This window comes from Pseudophaeobacter sp. 1A16562 (assembly GCF_041008785.1).
GTDB lineage: Bacteria > Pseudomonadota > Alphaproteobacteria > Rhodobacterales > Rhodobacteraceae > Phycobacter > Phycobacter gallaeciensis_A.
Map to the genome: position 1 here is coordinate 126,483 of NZ_JAXGFT010000010.1, position 17,439 is coordinate 143,921.

Here is a 17,439-nt window from a genome sequence, read left to right on the forward strand (position 1 = left end):
TTAACGGCGCTGCTCCGGCCCTTGTTTCGGCGTTCAGCCTGTGTTGCCAGGGGCTTGTGCAGGGTCTTGGCGACAACCTCATAAGCTTGATGAGAATTATGAGGATGCCCCTCTGTGGCCATGCGGGCCCGGAGAATGTATTCAGAGCCAGAGCAAAAGGTCGCTCAAACCCCAAGTGTTGTCGAAAACCGGCACCCGCGTTTCAGGATCGCATTCTAGAAACGCAGCAGAACAGACGCAAAGCAAAGGACCCGACATGCCTGACGTCACCATCGTATACTGGCGCGATATCCCGGCTCAGGTCATCGTGGGCAAGGGCCGCCGCGGCGCCAAACGCCAGCTCGAAGAACGGTTCGAGCAGGCCATTGACCGCGCAGCGATGAAGGTGAACGCCAAGGATGCGGACGCCTATCTCGCGGAATGGCGCAAGGCGGCTCCCTTTGCGGCGGAGGGCGATCCGGCAGAGATCGCCGAAGCCGAAGCGGTACGTCTGGAAGGAGAGTTCGATCAGGAGCGTCTGAAAGCCCTGATCGCGAATGACGGATGGGCGTGAGCCTGACACCACTATGGGAGGCCGTGATGGCTTTGTTGAACTTCAAGAAACGCGAGGCCACCAGCCCGCAGCCCGTCAACCCGCAGGTCGAAGCCTTCCTTGACGGATATTCGATCGAGGTGATGCCGCGCACCGCTACCAAGGTCGAGGATTTCCGCGACCTGCTGCCCGCAGGCACCCGCGTCTATATCGCCCATATCGAAGGCACGCCCATCGAAGACATGGTCGAGACCGCCAAGCGCCTGAATGCCGAAGGCTTTCCCGTCATGCCGCACTTCCCGGCGCGGATCATCAAAGACGAGGCGACCCTGGCGGACTGGATCGCGCGCTATCAGGGCGAGGCTGACGTCAAGCAGGCGCTGCTTCTGGCCGGTGGTGTGGCGCAGCCGCACGGTGCCTTCGACAGCTCGATGCAGCTCCTGGAAACCGGACTGTTCGACAAGGCGGGTTTCTCCAACCTGCACGTCGCGGGCCACCCCGAAGGCAACAAGGACATCGATCCGGACGGTTCCTCGAAGAATGTGATGGAAGCGGTTCTTTGGAAACAGAAATTCTCGGAGCGCACCGATGCCAAGATGGCGCTGGCGACTCAGTTCGCCTTTGAGGCAAAGCCGATCATCGAATGGGCTGACGGTCTGAAAGAAGCCGGTGTCGACCTGCCGATCCACATCGGTATCGCCGGTCCGGCCAAGCTGCAGACGCTGATCAAATTCGCCATCGCATGTGGTGTGGGTCCGTCCCTGAAGGTGCTGCAGAAACGTGCCATGGACGTGTCCAAGCTGCTGCTGCCCTATGAGCCGACCGACGTCGTTGCCGAGCTTGCAGCCCACAAGGCCGCGAACCCGGATTTCAACATTACCAATGTACACTTCTTCCCGCTGGGCGGCATCAAGACCAACGCCACCTGGGCCATCAACAACGGCGGCGCCTCGGCGCAGCCAGTCAACTCCCAAGGATAAGACATGACCCGTACTGTCGTAGAATCAAAAACAAAAACCGCTGTCCTGGGCTTTGATGAGCCGTTCTGCGTGATCGGCGAACGGATCAACCCGACAGGCCGTAAAAAACTGGCAGCAGAGCTGGAAGCGGGCGATTTCTCCACCGTTGAGAAAGACGCACTGGCACAGGTGGCGGCCGGGGCCAATATCCTCGATATCAACGCGGGCGTTGTTTATAATTCCAACCCCAACCCGAACGAGACAGAGCCGCCGCTGATGACCAAGATCATTGAGCTGGTGCAGGGTCTGGTCGATGTGCCGCTGTGCATCGACAGCTCGGTCCCCGAGGCGCTTGAGGCCGGTCTGGCTGCCGCGCAGGGTCGCCCGCTGCTGAACTCGGTCACCGGTGAGGAAGAGCGCCTGGAACTGGTTCTGCCGCTGGTCAAGAAATACAACGTGCCGGTGGTTGCGATCTCGAACGACGACACCGGGATCTCGGAAGATCCCGACGTGCGTTTCGCCGTGGCCAAGAAGATCGTCGAACGCGCTGCTGATTTCGGTATCCCCGCGCATGACATCGTGGTCGACCCGCTGGTAATGCCGATCGGGGCCATGGCGACCGCTGGTCATCAGGTCTTTACCCTGGTGCGTCGCCTGCGCGAAGAACTGGGTGTGAACACCACCTGCGGTGCGTCGAACATCTCCTTTGGTCTGCCGAACCGCCACGGCATCAACAACGCCTTCCTGCCGATGGCAATGGGCGCTGGCATGACCTCTGCGATCATGAACCCGGTGGCGCTGCCGGTGACGCAAAAGGCGATTGCCGAGAAGAAGGAACAGGTAACCGCCGCTGGTATCATCCTGCCCGAAGGCATGGACGATGAGACCTTCGTCACCTTGTTCGGTCTCGGCTCGACCAAGCCGCGCGCGGGCAAGGAGATGGAAGCGATCCGCGCTGCCAACCTCTTGACCAACAATGATCCGCACGGCGGTGCCTGGATTGCCGCCAACAAGGCGCCCGCAAAGGCTGGCGAAGAAGGCCGTGGCCGCGGTGGCCGCACCGGTGGCCGTCGCCGCCGCGCCTGAACTTGATAACAATATCGTGAGGGGAGGCCGGGATTTGTCCCGGCCTTTTCTTGTGTGCGGTCTGGGGGCACCGTATTTTGACAAACGGAGCAGGGGCGACATTGTCCTGTGCGTCTGCTTCCTGAGCCAAACGTTGCGGGTGCGATCGGATTGCGCACAAACCTTTGGCAAAAGGTTATCTTCAGACTTCGTTAGCGGTGATCCATTTACAGATTACAACAGAGGAATGGTTACCCATGGTCATTTGGGTGACGTGTCCGAGCTGCAAGGGAAGCAACGGGTGAAACGACTTCAGGCGACCGATTTCTATTCCATGCTGGATGCGATTGGCATGGCGGTGATCGTTTTGGAGGTCGGCGACGATGGGATCCCCCGATATGTCGCGATGAATACGCGCGCACGGGCCATTTCGAAACTTCCGGCAGAGGGTTGGTTTGGCAAGACTGCGATGGAAGTATTTGGCGGTTCCACCGGCGAGCGGGCTCTTGCCAAGCATATCGAAGTGGCGCGCGCTGCCGAAGAGGTAACCTATGAGATCAATCTCCCTGCGGTCCACAAGGAACGATACATCCGCACGACTATGAGCCCTGTCTTCGACGAGACAGGCAAGCTGACGCACCTTGTCGGCTCGTCAGCAGATGTCACGTCGGAACGTGAACGCGACGCGGCTTTGGAGCTGGCCAAGATCGCAAAGCAGGAGGCGGAGGCGGCCAGCCAGGCCAAGGAAAGGTTCCTGGCTGAGATGAGCCATGAGATCCGGACGCCGATGAATGGCATCCTTGGGATCTGCGAATTGCTGCAAGACACCAATCTGGATGAAGAACAGTCCCTGCTTGCCAATACGATCCTGAGTTCCACCAATGCTTTGCTGAAGATCGTCAACGAAGTTCTGGATTTCTCGCAAATCATCGCGGACAAGATTTCACTGCACTATGAACCCTTTTCATTGCGTGATCTTGTTGATGAAATCGTCACGCTTTTCTCCGCCAAGACCTCGTTCAAGGGGCTTGAGTTTCGCTTGGATTATCCTGATGCCGTGCCATCCGTTTTCGTAGGGGACGCCAGCAAGACCCGACAGATCCTTTTGAACGTGATCGGAAATGCGATCAAATTCACCGACGAAGGTTATGTATCGCTGGCGGTTTCCTATGATCCGGCTTCCGCAAGGGGGCCATTGCAATTCGTGGTTTCGGATACCGGCTGCGGGATCGAGGAAAGTAAGCTGCGTTCGATCTTTTCGGCCTACGAGCAAGCCGCCAGCTCGCCGCAGGCGCAGGCAGAGGGCACGGGGCTGGGCCTTGCAATCTCGCGGGCGCTGATCGAACGGATGGGGGGCGACATCACCGTCGACTCGGCGCCAGGACAGGGCGCGCGTTTCTTTCTTTGGTTGAACCTTGCGCCAGATATGGCTGATCCGCGGCGGGCAGAGACTGCGGGGAAGGCAGTCCTCAATCAGATCAACGGTGGGCTGGAACGGGAAGCTGGGATCGACACCGGTATCGCATCGGATCGGCTGCATGGGATGAAGATCCTTGTAGCCGAGGACAACAAGACCAACCAGATGGTCGTGGACAAGATGCTCCAGAAACTGGGGGCGCAGGTCCGTCTTGCGGAAAACGGTGCTGCCGCCGTCGAAAACTATCTGGGCGCGGACTACGACCTGATCCTTATGGATCTTTCCATGCCGGTCATGGGCGGGCTGGAGGCGGCGCGCAGGATCAGACAGCACGAGACAGAAACCGGCCGCGCCGAATGCCGGATCGTTGCGCTGACGGCGAATGCCCAGAAAAGCGACACAAGGGCCTGTTTCGAGGTTGGCATGAATGGATTCCTGACCAAGCCGTTTCGCAGGGCCGAACTTCTGGCCTGTCTCGCTTCACTCGACTGAGGTCTGGTCGGGGCCTGTGGTGTCGGCTGTAGGGTACGTGATGGACGGCAGTCAAAGCGATCGCGTGTTTGGGACGGCCGCAACCTGGCTACGTGATGTGATTCAATCCGATCCTCACCTGGGCTTTGGCCAGCAATCTTGGGGCAAAGGGGCGCAACGTGAAAAAACGTCCCGGTAACCACTACCGGGACGTATAGCGTCAAGCCCCAGTGGAGCACAGTTTTGGGGGAGCGGATTAGCCGCGCCGACGCCTGCGTCTGCGCCCGCCGTCTGCCGCGCCATCGCCGCCGCCGGTGTTGAAGTTGACCTCTGGCAGGGTGACCACCGTTTCCAGGATCGGGAATGGCTCGACCGAGTTCGGGATGGCCGAGGCATTGACGAAATGTTCCTGAAACCGGGGCTCGACTGCGGTTTCCACCTTTTCGATCTGGCGCACGGTTTCTTCGATTTCGCGGCGGGCCTCGGTGTTCAGAAGCGCAATCCGCGCCCCTGTGCCTGCGGCGTTGCCTGCACTTGTGACCTTTTCCAACGGACAATCGGGGATCATGCCCAGAACCATCGCGTGTTTGGCCGAGATATGGGCGCCAAAGGCGCCGGCCAGCACCACGCGGTCCACGGTGTCGACGCCGAATTTGTCCATCAGCAACCGCGCGCCAGAGTAGAGCGCCGCCTTGGCCATCTGGATCGCCCGGATGTCCGGGTTGGTGACAGTAATCGTCGGACCGCCATCGGCAGATCCATCCCAGAGCACATAGGCGTTGGTGCGCCCGTCCTGAATACAGCGGCTGGAGCCGGTCTGTTCTGCCGAACCGATGAGACCAGAGGCATCAAGAACACCGGCAAGGCGCATTTCGGCAATCGCTTCGATAATGCCTGAGCCGCAGATGCCGGTAATGCCGGTGGTGGCAATCGCCTCGGTAAACCCGTCCTCATCCGACCAGAGCTCCGATCCGATGACGCGGAACCGCGGTTCCTTGGTTTCGGGATTGATCTCGACCCGCTCGATAGCGCCGGGCGCGGCGCGCTGACCGCTGGAGATCTGCGCGCCCTCGAAGGCTGGACCTGTGGGGGACGAGCAGGCGAGGACCTTTTCCGTATTGCCCAGCAGGATCTCCGCATTGGTGCCCACATCAACCACCAGCACCAGATCCTTGGATTTATCCGGTGCTTCGGACAGGGCCACGGCGGCAGCATCGGCGCCCACGTGGCCGGCGATGCAGGGTAGCAGGTAGACACGCGCTGCGGGGTGGATGTTGAGATCCAGCTCGCTGGCACGCAGGGACAAGGCGTTCGAGGTCGCTAGGGCAAAGGGCGCCTGACCCAGTTCGAACGGATCAATGCCAAGGAACAGGTGGTGCATCACCGGGTTGCAGACAAAGACCGCATCGACGATCAGCGTCTGATCAATCCCGGCCTCTGCCGAAATCTGAGTGAACAGCTGCGCCATTCCTTCGCGGACCGCGCGGGTCATCTCCTGATCGCCGCCCTTGTTCATCATTGCATAGCTGACCCGGCTCATCAGATCCTCACCAAAGCGGATCTGCGGGTTCATGATGCCGGAGGAGGCGACGACCTCGCCGGTTTTCAGATCGCACAGATGGGCCGCGATGGTGGTGGAGCCCAGGTCAACCGCCAGCCCATAAAGCGAGCCTTCGTAGAGGCCAGGCCAGATATGCATGATGCGCGGCGGTGTGTTGCTGTCGCCCAGATGCACCGCGACGGTGACCTTCCAGCCGCCCTTGCGCAGGACGGGCTGCATGGTTTGCAGGATTTGCAGATCGCACTGGACGTTCTCGATCTCCCACTGGACCCGCAGGGCCTCGGCCAGCCGCTCCAGATCGCCCGAGGGTTTATGCATGTCGGGCTCTTCGACCTCGACGTAGAACAGGCGGGTCGACGGGTTCATCACGATGTCGCGCGCCTCGGCCCGTTTGCGGACCACCTGCCGGTGGACCTGGCTTTCGGGAGGAACGTCAATCACCACGTCGCCTTCGATCAGGGCCTGGCAGCCAAGGCGACGGCCATCGATCAGGCCGCGCTTGTCCTTGTAGCGCTGTTCAACCTTGTTCCATGGGCTCAGCGCGTCGTCCTGCACGGAGACGCCGAGTTTCGAGAATTCGCCATAGGAGGGGGTGATCTGACATTTCGAGCAGATGCCCCGGCCACCGCAGACGGAATCCAGATCGACCCCAAGCTGCCGCGCAGCTGTCAGAACCGGGGTTCCGGCGGGGAACCGGCCGCGTTTGCCGGAGGGGGTAAACACAACGAGAGGATCGTCAGCCATGCCTGTGCCTTTTCACTAGAATTCTGTGGCGGAGCATAAGTTCTTTTTGCCCAAGGGAAAGGCGGCCCGCGTCATTTTTGGGCCTGGTTCCGGCATTTTTCAAAAATGAGCATCTGAGATGCGTCTTGAGCCTGCCGTACGCCCCGTTTGCCTGACCCGGAGGCCCTTGCAACGGGATTTGATCTATTTCTTGTCGTGGCCTCTTTTCCCTCCCGGGCTTCTGTGCCATAGGGTCACCGCCAAACGGGGTTTTGCATGGGGATGACAAATGCAGATTCGTGAGGCTCTCACATTTGATGATGTTCTTCTGGTTCCGGGGGCATCCGAAGTGCTGCCCAGCACGGCGGACACACGCACCCGCGTGACACGCTCGATTTCGCTCAACATTCCGCTGCTCAGCTCGGCCATGGACACGGTGACCGAGGCCCGCATGGCGATTGCCATGGCGCAGGCCGGTGGCATGGGCGTCATTCACAAGAACCTCGATACCGAAGAGCAGGCCCGGCAGGTACGCCGGGTCAAGCGTTTCGAAAGCGGTATCGTCTATAATCCCATCACCCTGACGGCGGATCAGACCCTTGCCGATGCCAAGGCGCTGCAGGAACGCTATCGCGTGACCGGCTTTCCGGTGGTTGACAGCGATGGCCGTGTGGTCGGCATTGTGACCAATCGCGACATGCGCTTTGCGAGCGATGACAACACGCCGGTTTCGGTGATGATGACATCGGACAAACTGGCGATCCTGCAAGAGCCTGCCGACCGCGAAGAGGCGAAATCGCTGATGAAGGCGCGCCGGATCGAAAAGCTGCTGATCACCGACAAATCGGGCAAGCTGACCGGTCTTCTGACCCTGAAAGACACCGAGCAGGCGGTTCTGAACCCCACCGCTTGCAAGGACGATTTGGGCCGTCTGCGCGTCGCAGCGGCCAGCTCGGTTGGCGATTCTGGCTTTGAGCGCTCCGAGGCGCTGATCGATGCCGGTGTCGACATTGTTGTGGTTGATACCGCCCACGGCCATTCGGCAGGCGTGATCGAAGCTGTCAAACGGATCAAGGCGCTTTCGAACGAAGTGCAGGTGATTGCTGGTAACGTCGCCACCGCCGAAGCGACCCGCGCGCTGATTGATGCGGGCGCGGATGCCATCAAGGTCGGGATCGGCCCGGGCTCGATCTGCACGACCCGCATGGTGGCCGGTGTTGGCGTGCCGCAGCTGACCGCTGTGATGGATTGTGCCAGCGCGGCAGGCGACACTCCGGTGATCGCCGATGGCGGCATTAAGTTCTCCGGCGATTTTGCCAAGGCGATTGCCGCCGGCGCCTCCTGCGCCATGGTTGGCTCGATGATCGCCGGCACCGATGAAAGCCCGGGCGAGGTGATCCTGTATCAGGGCCGCTCGTTCAAGAGCTATCGCGGCATGGGTAGCCTTGGCGCCATGGCGCGCGGCTCGGCCGACCGGTATTTCCAGAAGGACGCGGCCAGCGACAAGCTGGTGCCCGAAGGGATCGAAGGTCAGGTGCCCTACAAAGGTTCCGCAGGCGCGGTCATTCACCAGTTGGTCGGCGGTCTTCGCGCGGCCATGGGCTATACCGGCTGTGCGACCGTCGAAGAGATGCGCCGTAACTGCAATTTCGTGAAGATCACTGGCGCCGGCCTCAAGGAAAGCCACGTGCACGACGTTCAGATCACACGCGAAAGCCCGAACTACCGGATCGGATGATCTTGATGCGCAGTACTGTGACAGCGTCAGCGAAGATCGGGGCCGGGGCGTGACCCCGGCGGCCCGCCTGCAGGCGGCGATCGAGGTCCTGGATCAGGTGATCGCAGGCGAGGCGGCGGAGAAGGCTTTGACCGGCTGGGCCCGGCGCAGTCGCTTTGCGGGCTCCAAGGATCGCGCGGCAGTGCGCGATCACGTCTTCACGGCGCTGCGCTGCTTTCGCTCCCATGCGGTTCTGGGTGGCAGCCTGACGGGCCGGGGCCTGATCCTTGGCGGTCTGCGCGAGGCGGGCGTCGATCCGGCCGATATGTTCACAGGTGAAGGCTACGCGCCCCCGCCGCTGAATGCAGAAGAACAGGCACCAGCAGCGGAGTTCGCAAGCTCTGCAGAGGAACTCGATATTCCGGACTGGCTCTGGTCCTCTTTTTCCAGCAGCCTTGGGGATAATGCCGAGGCCGCAGCGCAGGCGCTCCGCCAGCGCGCGCCGGTGCATCTGCGGGTGAATCTTCGCAAGGGCAGCGTCGCGGAGGCCCGCGCCGCGCTGGAGGAGGAGGGGATCTCAACCGAGCCCCATGCTGCTTCACCCACCGCGCTGGAGGTCACCGAAGGCGCCCGCAAACTGCGTAACGGGGCGGCCTATAACAATGGTTTGGTTGAGCTGCAGGATGCCGCGAGCCAAGCGGTGGTGGATATGCTGCCGCTGCGTGATGGCCTGTCCGTGCTGGACTACTGCGCCGGAGGCGGTGGCAAGTGCCTCGCCATGGCGGCGCGTGCCCAAATCCGCCTGACAGCCCATGACATCGATCCCCGCCGGATGAAGGATCTGCCGGAGCGGGCATCGCGCGCCGGGGTTCAGATCAGCTGCCAGCCGACCGAGGCGGTCCGCTCTGCTGCGCCCTTTGATCTGGTGCTTTGCGATGCGCCCTGTTCCGGCTCCGGCTCCTGGCGGCGCGCACCCGAAGGCAAATGGCGCCTGACGCCGGAGCGGCTGGACGAGATCCGGGCCATTCAGGCCAAAATTCTGGATGAGGCGGCCGAACTTACAGCGCCAGACGGTGTGCTGGCGTATGCCACCTGCTCCATGCTGGAGACGGAGAACGACGATCAGATCCGTGCCTTCCTGTCCCGCAGCCCGGAATGGCAACTGATCGGCGAAAAAGCCTGGGGGGTGCAGGATGGCACTGATGGCTTCTTCGCAGCGATGTTGACGCGGTCGAAGGCTGATTGATAAGTATCTGTCAACAAAAGCCGCTGCACCATTAACGTGGCCTTAACCTTGATGGCGGCGTATTGGCGGCATCTTGTCTTTTTTCGGAGCCGTAATGACAGGTCGCCCCACTTCCTCCGTTCCTTCATTGCGGGTGAATACCCCAGAGAATAAACGCCTTTTGATCGTTCTGCTGCTGGCAGGCGCAATGCTGGTGGCGCCTTGGGCGCTTGAGTGGCCTGACCGGGTCGCGCGCGGAATGCTCGCCGTTTCGCTGACTCTGGTGGCGGTGGCGCTTCTGATGGTTCTGCAATCCAGGGTGCGACTGAATGCCCGGGCGATGGCGACGGATCTTCTGACCGGTTTCATCGAAAAGGACGCCACGCCCACCTTCGTTACCGATGTGGACGGCAGCATTCACGCCTGCAACGAGGCCGCCGTGAAGCGGTTTTCCGAAGGCAAACAGGAAACCCTTGCCGGCACATTGCGCTCGGTTCTGGCCAATCCGACGGCAGTACTGTTCCGCCTGCAAAGCCAGGCGGCAAAAAGCGGTGCTGCGCGTGAGGATATCGTCACCCGGCGCGGTCATGTCCGTCTCGCGGTGCACCAGATGCAGGGCGGCAGCTTTTTGTGGCGGGTTGAGGATATTGCCGAACGCAGCGGCGGCAGCGGGCGCGGTGCCGAGGCGGTGCCGATCCCGATGATCACCGTGGGCCGGTCCGGCGCGGTTTTGTTCATGAACGAGGCCGCCCGCAAACTGATCGGCGAACGGGTCAAATCCACCGAGCGCCTGTTTACGGCGTTGCCGGTCAATCCCGGTCAGCTCAATACCATCATGACCCAATCCGGGCCGGTGGACGTCTTGGTGACCGAGCTGAACCGCACCCAGGGCCGCAGCGAGCTTTACCTGATGGAGGTGGATACCTCCGGGCTCAGCGCTTCCAGCTCTGGGTTCGAAAGCCTGCCCGTGCCCTTCCTGAAAGTGGCGCCCAGCGGCGATATCCTGTCTCTCAACAAGATGGCCCAGCGTCTGCTGGCGGTGGAGCCGCGCGACGATCTGAAACTCGGTCAGCTGATGGAGGGACTGGGGCGCCCGATGTCCGATTGGCTGCGCGATACGGCCGCAGGGCTGGCCTCTAACAAGTCCGAATTCCTGCGCCTATCGCGCCGTGACCGCGAGGTTTTCGTACAGGTGACCCTGACGCGCACCTTCGAAGAGGGCGCGCCGGTGTTGATCGCGGTGCTGAACGATGCGACCGAACTGAAGACGCTTGAGGCGCAATTCGTGCAAAGTCAGAAAATGCAGGCCATCGGCCAGCTTGCCGGCGGCGTTGCGCATGACTTCAATAACCTGCTGACCGCCATTTCTGGCCATTGTGACCTGCTGCTGCTGCGCCACGATCAGGGCGATCAGGACTATGGTGATCTGATCCAGATTCATGAAAACGCCAACCGGGCGGCCTCCCTTGTCAGCCAGCTTCTGGCGTTTTCGCGCAAGCAGACCCTGCAGCCCGAAATCCTGGACGTGCGCGACACGCTGTCGGACCTGACGCATCTGCTGAATCGTCTGGTCGGGGAAAAGGTGACTCTGACGCTCAGCCATGATCCGGTGATGCGCTCGATCCGGGCGGACAAACGCCAGCTGGAACAGGTGCTGATGAACCTTGTGGTGAACGCCCGCGATGCGATGCCCAATGGCGGTGAAATCCGCGTCGAGACCGAAGCGGTTACCCTGACGGCACCGCTGGAACGCGACCGGGCCAAGGTGCCTGCGGGCGATTGGGTCACCATTCGGGTGTCAGACGAAGGTGTCGGGATCGATCCGGACAAGATGCAGAAGGTGTTCGAGCCCTTCTACACCACCAAACGCACGGGTGAGGGCACCGGTCTGGGCCTGTCGACCGCCTATGGCATTATCAAACAGACCGGTGGCTATATCTTCATCGACTCGGTCAAGGATCATGGCACCCGCTTCACCCTGTTTTTCCCGGTGCACAAGCAAGACGCCGTAGAGCATGCCCCAGTCGAGGCACCCGTCGAGGAAACCGCCGCGCCGCAGCATGGCGAGGGTGTAGTGTTGCTGGTCGAGGATGAGGCGCCGGTGCGCGCCTTTGCATCGCGCGCGCTGCGGATGCGCGGCTATACGGTGCTGGAGGCAGAATCCGCCGAAGACGCGCTGCGCACGCTGGAGGATCCGGGACTGAGCGTCGATGTCTTTGTCACGGACGTTGTGATGCCGGGCATGGATGGCCCCAGCTGGGTACGGGAGGCACTGAAAGAACGCCCCGATACCCGTGTTGTCTTCGTTTCCGGCTATGCAGAAGGCGCCTTTGGCGAAACGGACCCGGATGTGCCGAACTCGGTGTTTCTGCCCAAACCCTTCTCGCTGAGCCAGCTGACCGAAACGGTACACGCCCAACTTCACTGACGCTGCGCAGGCGCTGCCTGCTTTCGGCGGTCAGTATTTTTCTGACGAAAGGCGTCGGCGTTAGTCGCCGATGCTGTCGTAGAGTTCGAAATCCGCCGCACGCTTACGCCGCAGGATGGCTTCGACCTTGGGATCCAGTGTCAACTCCATGGCGGGGCTGACGTTCTGGCGGTCGGTTGCGATCTTCATATCAAGCCGTTCCTCCAGAAAGGCTGTGAGCGCGGGCTGGTCTTCATATCTGAACAGATGCGTCACTGCGCAACCATTTCGCTGTGGCTCCAGGAACTTAGCCTGACTTCCCACATCGGCAAATTTCGGCACATCGCCTTTGCAATAGGCTCGGACGAAATCGTTGAAACTGATCCCTTTGGTCGAATTCGGGGACCCATCCAGAAACGGCCGTTGACGAAACCGGTACCAGCTGCCCAGCCAGCTGATCGGCTCACGCATCACGGCGGCCAGCTCCAGCTCAACACCGCAGACACGTTCGAACATCGGCCGGAACCAGCGGTTGTAGCGGAACACCGGCGCATGTTTCAGCTGCGGCGGATCGGAGACCACGAAATCAGCACGATCCCGCAGCGCGGCCTGATAGGCCGTAGTGCCGGTTTTCGGAACCGAAAGAAGAACCAGCCGTTCGTCATAAAATACAAGCATTGCCACAGGGCTCCGAAAGGAAATCAATCTAAGACATACTATCAGATTGCACGTGTCACAATTCTTCCATTCAAAGGACAACAAAAGCGCCGCGAGAGCTTTGATGCGGTAGAGTGCAGTGCATTTCGTGTGGTCAGCTTAATACCTCGTGGAGGCCTTCGCTATTGAGGCAATGCTGCAAAGCACCTGATTTTCGGTCTGGAAAGCGGGAAGAGATGGTAAATTCTCCGCTCTGAAATAGCGCAAAGCGACATCGAACGTTGCGGAAACGCGGCATTTTTGCCCATCATTCAGAATTCGAAGTCTCGCCGAATTCTGGCCATTTTTGTAAAATAGGCAGATGTCGTGGGAAAAGGCAGGTCTTATTAGTGCTCCTTGAAAGTTTGGCAGGTGTGTCCCGTTCTTGCGGGTTTTTCTTATCGGGGGCAGGGGCGTGAAACAGCGGCTTCTGGTACTTGGCTGCGGCTTTGTGGCCGACCTTTATATGCGGTCCTTGGCGGTTATGCCGGGGATCGAGATCGCGGGCGTGTTTGATACCGACAAACAACGGCTCAAAAACTTCTGCAGCTACTGGAACCTGCCGCTTGCACCAACGTTTGAAGCATTGTTGCAAAGCGCGCCGGGCGCGCTCGTTCTCAACCTGACAAATCCAGGATCCCACTTTGAAACCAGCCGCGCCTGTCTGGGTGCGGGCCACCCGGTATATTCCGAAAAACCCCTGGCGACGACCTTTCCTGAGGCCAAAGAACTGGTGGATCTTGCCATTAGCCGCGGCTTGCAGATCGCTTCGGCCCCTTGCTCGGTCCTGGGGGAAGCGGCGCAAACTCTTGGTCAGGCTCTCCGCAACAATACCGCAGGCACTCCGCGCGCTATCTATGCCGAGCTGGATGACGGGTTCATCACCCAGGCCGAATACCACAAATGGCAGACGGAGAGCGGCGCGCCTTGGCCTTATGAGGATGAATTCCGGATTGGCTGCACGCTCGAACACGCAGGCTATTACCTGGCCTGGCTGATCAGCTGGTTCGGAGCGGTCCGCACGGTAGTTGCCGCCAGCGCCGAAGCTGTTCCGGGCAAGGAGGGGCACGGACCGCATGCGCCGGATCTGTCGGTGGCGACCCTGTTTTTCGAGAACGGCCCGGTCACGCGACTGACCTGTTCCTTTGTTGCGCCGCACAACCACCAGATCCAGATCGTCGGCGACGCAGGCGTGCTGAGCTGCGATGAAGCCTGGGACAATGATGCGAAAATCCGGTTCGCACGGCGTATCAAACTAAGGCGGCGCCTGATGGAATCGCCGTTGAAGAAACGGATCCGGCTCAAGCAGCCAACCCATCCCAAGGTTAGGAAGTGGGGGGCTGCGGCGATGAATTTCATGCTTGGCCCTGACGAAATGCTATCCGCGCTTGCCGAAGGACGCCCGGGGCGGCTGTCCGGTGATTTCGCCCTGCACCTGACCGAAGTCACGCTGGCCATCCAGAACGCAGGCGAGTTCAGCGGAGCCCAGACCATGACAACCCGCTGCGATGCGATGGAGCCGATGCCATGGGCGCAGTGAACCGTATCCTGATCACCGGCGCGAGCGGCTTTGTCGGCTCCGCTGCCCTGCGCGCCGCCCGCGATCAGGGGATCGAGGTGATCGCGCTATACCGCGGCCTGCCGCACGCCGCGTGGGAGGATGATCTCGGCATCACTGCAGTAAAGCTGGATCTAACCGCAGCAGACGCCACCGAACGGCTGAGCCCACTTGTCAGCGAAGTCGGGTCAATCATCCATGCCGCAGCGCATCTGGGTGATGATGCGGCGGCGCACGACCGTGTGACCCTGGGGGGGACGCAAGCGCTGCTTTCTGCTCTGGAAAACTGGTGCGGCACGTTCGTGCTTGTCTCTTCCATTGCGGTCTACGACACGGTGGCGCTTGCCCCCGGTGACGCTCTGGACGAAACCTGCGCTCTCGCAACCGCCCAGAAAGCCCGTGATGCCTATTCTAAGGCGAAGCTCACACAGGAAGCGCTGGTCCAAGAGGCTATGCCCGATGCCTGGCTGATCCGGCCCGGTGCGGTTTGGGGGGCCGGACGAACGTGGAACGCTCTGCTGGGGTTCTGGGCATCAAAGGTTTTCGTGCAGATCGGCAAGGACGGCGCCTTGCCTTTGGTTCATGTTTATCACCTTGGCGAAACCCTGATCCGGGCGGCGCAAAAGGAACCAAAGGGAACGGTGTCGATCAATGTGGTGGACGATGATCTACCTGACCGGAGGCGGTTTGTGTCGGTGCACAAAACTCTGACTGGCTGGCCCAAGTTCGTCCTTCCCATCACCTATGACGTTTGGCTGAAGCTGGCGCGCCTGTTGCGGCCGATATCAGCGGGGCTGCCGGGGTTGTTTCAGGAACCGATTATTCGCGCACGGCTGATGCCGCTGCGCTATCCCAACGCGGCCTTGCGGGCCACATTGGGTGGCAAGGATCACGCCCCATTCGAAGAGATGATGGCACAGAGCATCGCAGGTGAGCCATGACATTGCCCAAGCTTGCCTATCTGACCGGAGAGTATCCGCGCGCTTCGGATACCTTTATCCAGCGTGAAGTCGCGGCGTTGCGGGCGCTGGGTCATGATGTCCTGACCTGCTCGATCCGCACCACGGGGGCCGAGCACCTAGTGGGGCCAGAGCAGCGCCAGGAGCATGCCTTGACCTTCAAGGTACTGGGCGCCTGCAAAAAGCCCCTGCGCCTGCTGCGCGCGCATCTGCGCTGGATGCGAAATCCCGGCCGTTATATCACTGCCTTGCGACTGGCCTGGAAAACGGCGCCTCGAGGGGTAAAGGGGCGCCTCTATAACCTGATCTACTTCCTTGAGGCGGGCGTTTTGGCGGATGAGCTGCGCCGACAGGAGGTCGATCATCTGCACAATCACATCGCCACTGCCGCTTGCACTGTGGCAATGCTGGCCTCGGAACTGTCGGGCATCCCCTACAGTTTCACGATCCACGGGCCGGACATCTTTTTCAATCCGAACCATTGGCGGATCGATGAAAAGGCCGCGCGGGCGCGGTTTGTTGCCTGCATCAGCGAATTCTGCCGATCACAGCTGATGTGTTTTGCCGATCAATCCCATTGGGCGCGCTTTCATATCATTCATTGCGGCATTGACCCAGGCCGCTACACTTCTGCGCCTCACAAGGGTGCAAACCTGCTCTTCGTCGGGCGGCTCGCCGCGGTCAAGGGGCTGCCAATTCTGCTTGATGCGTTGCGGGACCTCTCTGGCGACTGGAAACTGACGGTGATCGGAGATGGTCCGGATCGCGCCGCGCTTGAGGCGCAGGCACAGGGGCTGAATGTCGATTTTCTGGGTTACCGTTCGCAATCTGAAGTCGCAGAAGCGCTTTCGAACACCGACGTCTTTGTCCTGCCCAGCTTTGCCGAAGGGGTGCCCGTGGTTCTGATGGAGGCAATGGCCTCGGCGGTGCCGGTTGTTGCAACAAGGATTGCAGGAATACCGGAACTGGTGGATCACGCCACCAGCGGGCTGCTGGTACCGCCCGGCGATCCGCAAGAGCTGCGCGCGGCCCTTGAACGTATGTTGGCGGACAGCAAGGCCCGGCAGGACATGGGGCTGGCGGGTCGTGCAAAGGTGTCCGACGATTTCAACATTCATACCGAAGCCGCCCGCCTATCCCGACTGTTTGCCAGCTATGCAGGCGGCAGCCCCGTTCTGGAGAAGCGTCCATGACGCCGGTCGATATCGTTCTCATTGGGCGCAACGAGGGCGCGCGTCTGATTGCATGTCTCGACTCGGTCCAGGGGCAGGCTCGGCACATTGTCTATGTGGACAGCGGCTCAGACGATGACAGCCTTCACGAGGCACGCAAGCGCAACGCCAAAGTGGTGGAGTTGGATATGTCGATCCCCTTCACCGCGGCGCGTGCGCGAAACGCGGGGTTTGACGCGCTGGAGGATCCCGAGTTTGTCCTGTTCATCGATGGCGACTGTGTTCTGGCATCCGGGTTCGTAGAGGCCGCGCGCGATTATCTGAACGATCATCCAGAGGTCGACATGGTAACCGGCTGGCGCTCCGAGATCCATCCGGAGGCCAGCCCCTATAACCTTCTCTGTGATTGGGAATGGCATCGTCCGCCGGGCGAAATCATGGCCTGCGGCGGCGATATGATGGTTCGTGCTGCGCTATGGCAGGCCGTGGGCGGTATGAACCCGCAGGTGATCGCTGCCGAAGACGATGAGATCTGCTGCCGTTTTCGCAAATCCGGCCATACCCTCTGGCGCATACCCAGTGGCATGACACGTCATGATGCGGACATGCTGCGGTTTGGTCAGTGGTGGACGCGAGCGGTGCGCACCGGCCACGGTTTTGCGCAGGTGCATCATCTTCATCCTGACTATTTCACCACAGAATGCAGGCGCGCCTATGTTTACGCCCTTGCACTACCGCTCTTCGCAATCACTGCGGCTGCGGCGTGGTGGCCGTTCAGCCTGCCCATTCTGGGGGTCTATGCGCTCAATTGGGCACGCTCAACGGCGGGATTGCGCGGGGATGGCATTCCGCTCACCAAGGCAAGATACCTTGGCTTTCTGCTGACCCTATCAAAATTTCCGAACCTGATCGGCATAGTGCAATTTCACCTGCGCCGCCTAACCGGGCGCGACATGCGCATCATCGAGTACAAGTAA

Annotated in this window: 13 protein-coding genes; 11 read left to right on the top strand and 2 right to left on the bottom strand. The window is 60.7% G+C overall.

Annotated features, from left to right (window positions below; translation table 11 throughout):
* Positions 1–256 precede the first annotated feature (256 nt).
* From SM764_RS15035 to SM764_RS15050, 4 genes are all read left to right on the top strand, one after another.
* Positions 257–553, top strand: a complete 297-nt coding sequence (locus tag SM764_RS15035) for a virulence factor (protein ID WP_274829279.1) — start codon at positions 257–259, stop codon at positions 551–553.
* Positions 554–579: 26 nt separating this feature from the next.
* Entirely contained in the window at positions 580–1,512 is a 933-nt protein-coding gene (locus tag SM764_RS15040) for a methylenetetrahydrofolate reductase (protein WP_065273465.1), read from the top strand.
* Between the two features lie 3 nt (positions 1,513–1,515).
* A complete protein-coding gene (locus SM764_RS15045; RefSeq protein WP_065270345.1) occupies positions 1,516–2,577 on the top strand; it encodes a methyltetrahydrofolate cobalamin methyltransferase in 1,062 nt (353 codons plus the stop codon).
* 280 nt (positions 2,578–2,857) lie between these two features.
* Complete coding sequence (locus tag SM764_RS15050; RefSeq protein WP_369002156.1) at positions 2,858–4,465, top strand: PAS domain-containing sensor histidine kinase; 1,608 nt, start codon at positions 2,858–2,860, stop codon at positions 4,463–4,465.
* 235 nt (positions 4,466–4,700) lie between these two features.
* Here SM764_RS15050 and SM764_RS15055 read toward each other — a convergent pair whose 3' ends face one another.
* Positions 4,701–6,749, bottom strand: a complete 2,049-nt coding sequence (locus SM764_RS15055) for an ASKHA domain-containing protein (protein ID WP_369002157.1) — start codon at positions 6,747–6,749, stop codon at positions 4,701–4,703.
* Positions 6,750–7,017: 268 nt separating this feature from the next.
* Here SM764_RS15055 and guaB point away from each other — a divergent pair, with 268 nt between their 5' ends.
* From guaB to SM764_RS15070, 3 genes are all read left to right on the top strand, one after another.
* Positions 7,018–8,466 carry an IMP dehydrogenase gene (gene guaB, locus SM764_RS15060; RefSeq protein WP_065270343.1) on the top strand — a complete coding sequence of 483 codons (1,449 nt, stop codon included), beginning with the start codon at positions 7,018–7,020 and terminating at the stop codon, positions 8,464–8,466.
* A 49-nt stretch (positions 8,467–8,515) separates the two neighbouring features.
* Positions 8,516–9,691, top strand: coding sequence for an RsmB/NOP family class I SAM-dependent RNA methyltransferase (locus SM764_RS15065; protein WP_369002158.1), 1,176 nt, complete (start codon positions 8,516–8,518; stop codon positions 9,689–9,691).
* Positions 9,692–9,785: 94 nt separating this feature from the next.
* Positions 9,786–12,098, top strand: coding sequence for a hybrid sensor histidine kinase/response regulator (locus SM764_RS15070; protein WP_274829284.1), 2,313 nt, complete (start codon positions 9,786–9,788; stop codon positions 12,096–12,098).
* Positions 12,099–12,158: 60 nt separating this feature from the next.
* Here SM764_RS15070 and SM764_RS15075 read toward each other — a convergent pair whose 3' ends face one another.
* Complete coding sequence (locus SM764_RS15075) at positions 12,159–12,755, bottom strand: gamma-glutamyl kinase (RefSeq protein WP_369002159.1); 597 nt, start codon at positions 12,753–12,755, stop codon at positions 12,159–12,161.
* Positions 12,756–13,188: 433 nt separating this feature from the next.
* Here SM764_RS15075 and SM764_RS15080 point away from each other — a divergent pair, with 433 nt between their 5' ends.
* Genes SM764_RS15080 through SM764_RS15095 form a run of 4 tightly spaced genes read left to right on the top strand, consistent with a single transcriptional unit; the run spans position 13,189 to position 17,439 of the window.
* Positions 13,189–14,313 carry a Gfo/Idh/MocA family protein gene (locus tag SM764_RS15080; protein WP_369002160.1) on the top strand — a complete coding sequence of 375 codons (1,125 nt, stop codon included), beginning with the start codon at positions 13,189–13,191 and terminating at the stop codon, positions 14,311–14,313.
* Positions 14,301–15,272 carry an NAD-dependent epimerase/dehydratase family protein gene (locus tag SM764_RS15085; protein ID WP_369002161.1) on the top strand — a complete coding sequence of 324 codons (972 nt, stop codon included), beginning with the start codon at positions 14,301–14,303 and terminating at the stop codon, positions 15,270–15,272. Before SM764_RS15080 ends, SM764_RS15085 begins: the two co-directional genes overlap by 13 nt.
* Entirely contained in the window at positions 15,269–16,483 is a 1,215-nt protein-coding gene (locus SM764_RS15090; RefSeq protein ID WP_369002162.1) for a glycosyltransferase family 4 protein, read from the top strand. The genes SM764_RS15085 and SM764_RS15090 overlap by 4 nt, the downstream gene beginning before the upstream one ends.
* The gene (locus SM764_RS15095; RefSeq protein ID WP_369002163.1) at positions 16,480–17,439 is read left to right on the top strand and encodes a glycosyltransferase family 2 protein; all 960 of its coding nucleotides are present in this window, start codon (positions 16,480–16,482) and stop codon (positions 17,437–17,439) included. Before SM764_RS15090 ends, SM764_RS15095 begins: the two co-directional genes overlap by 4 nt.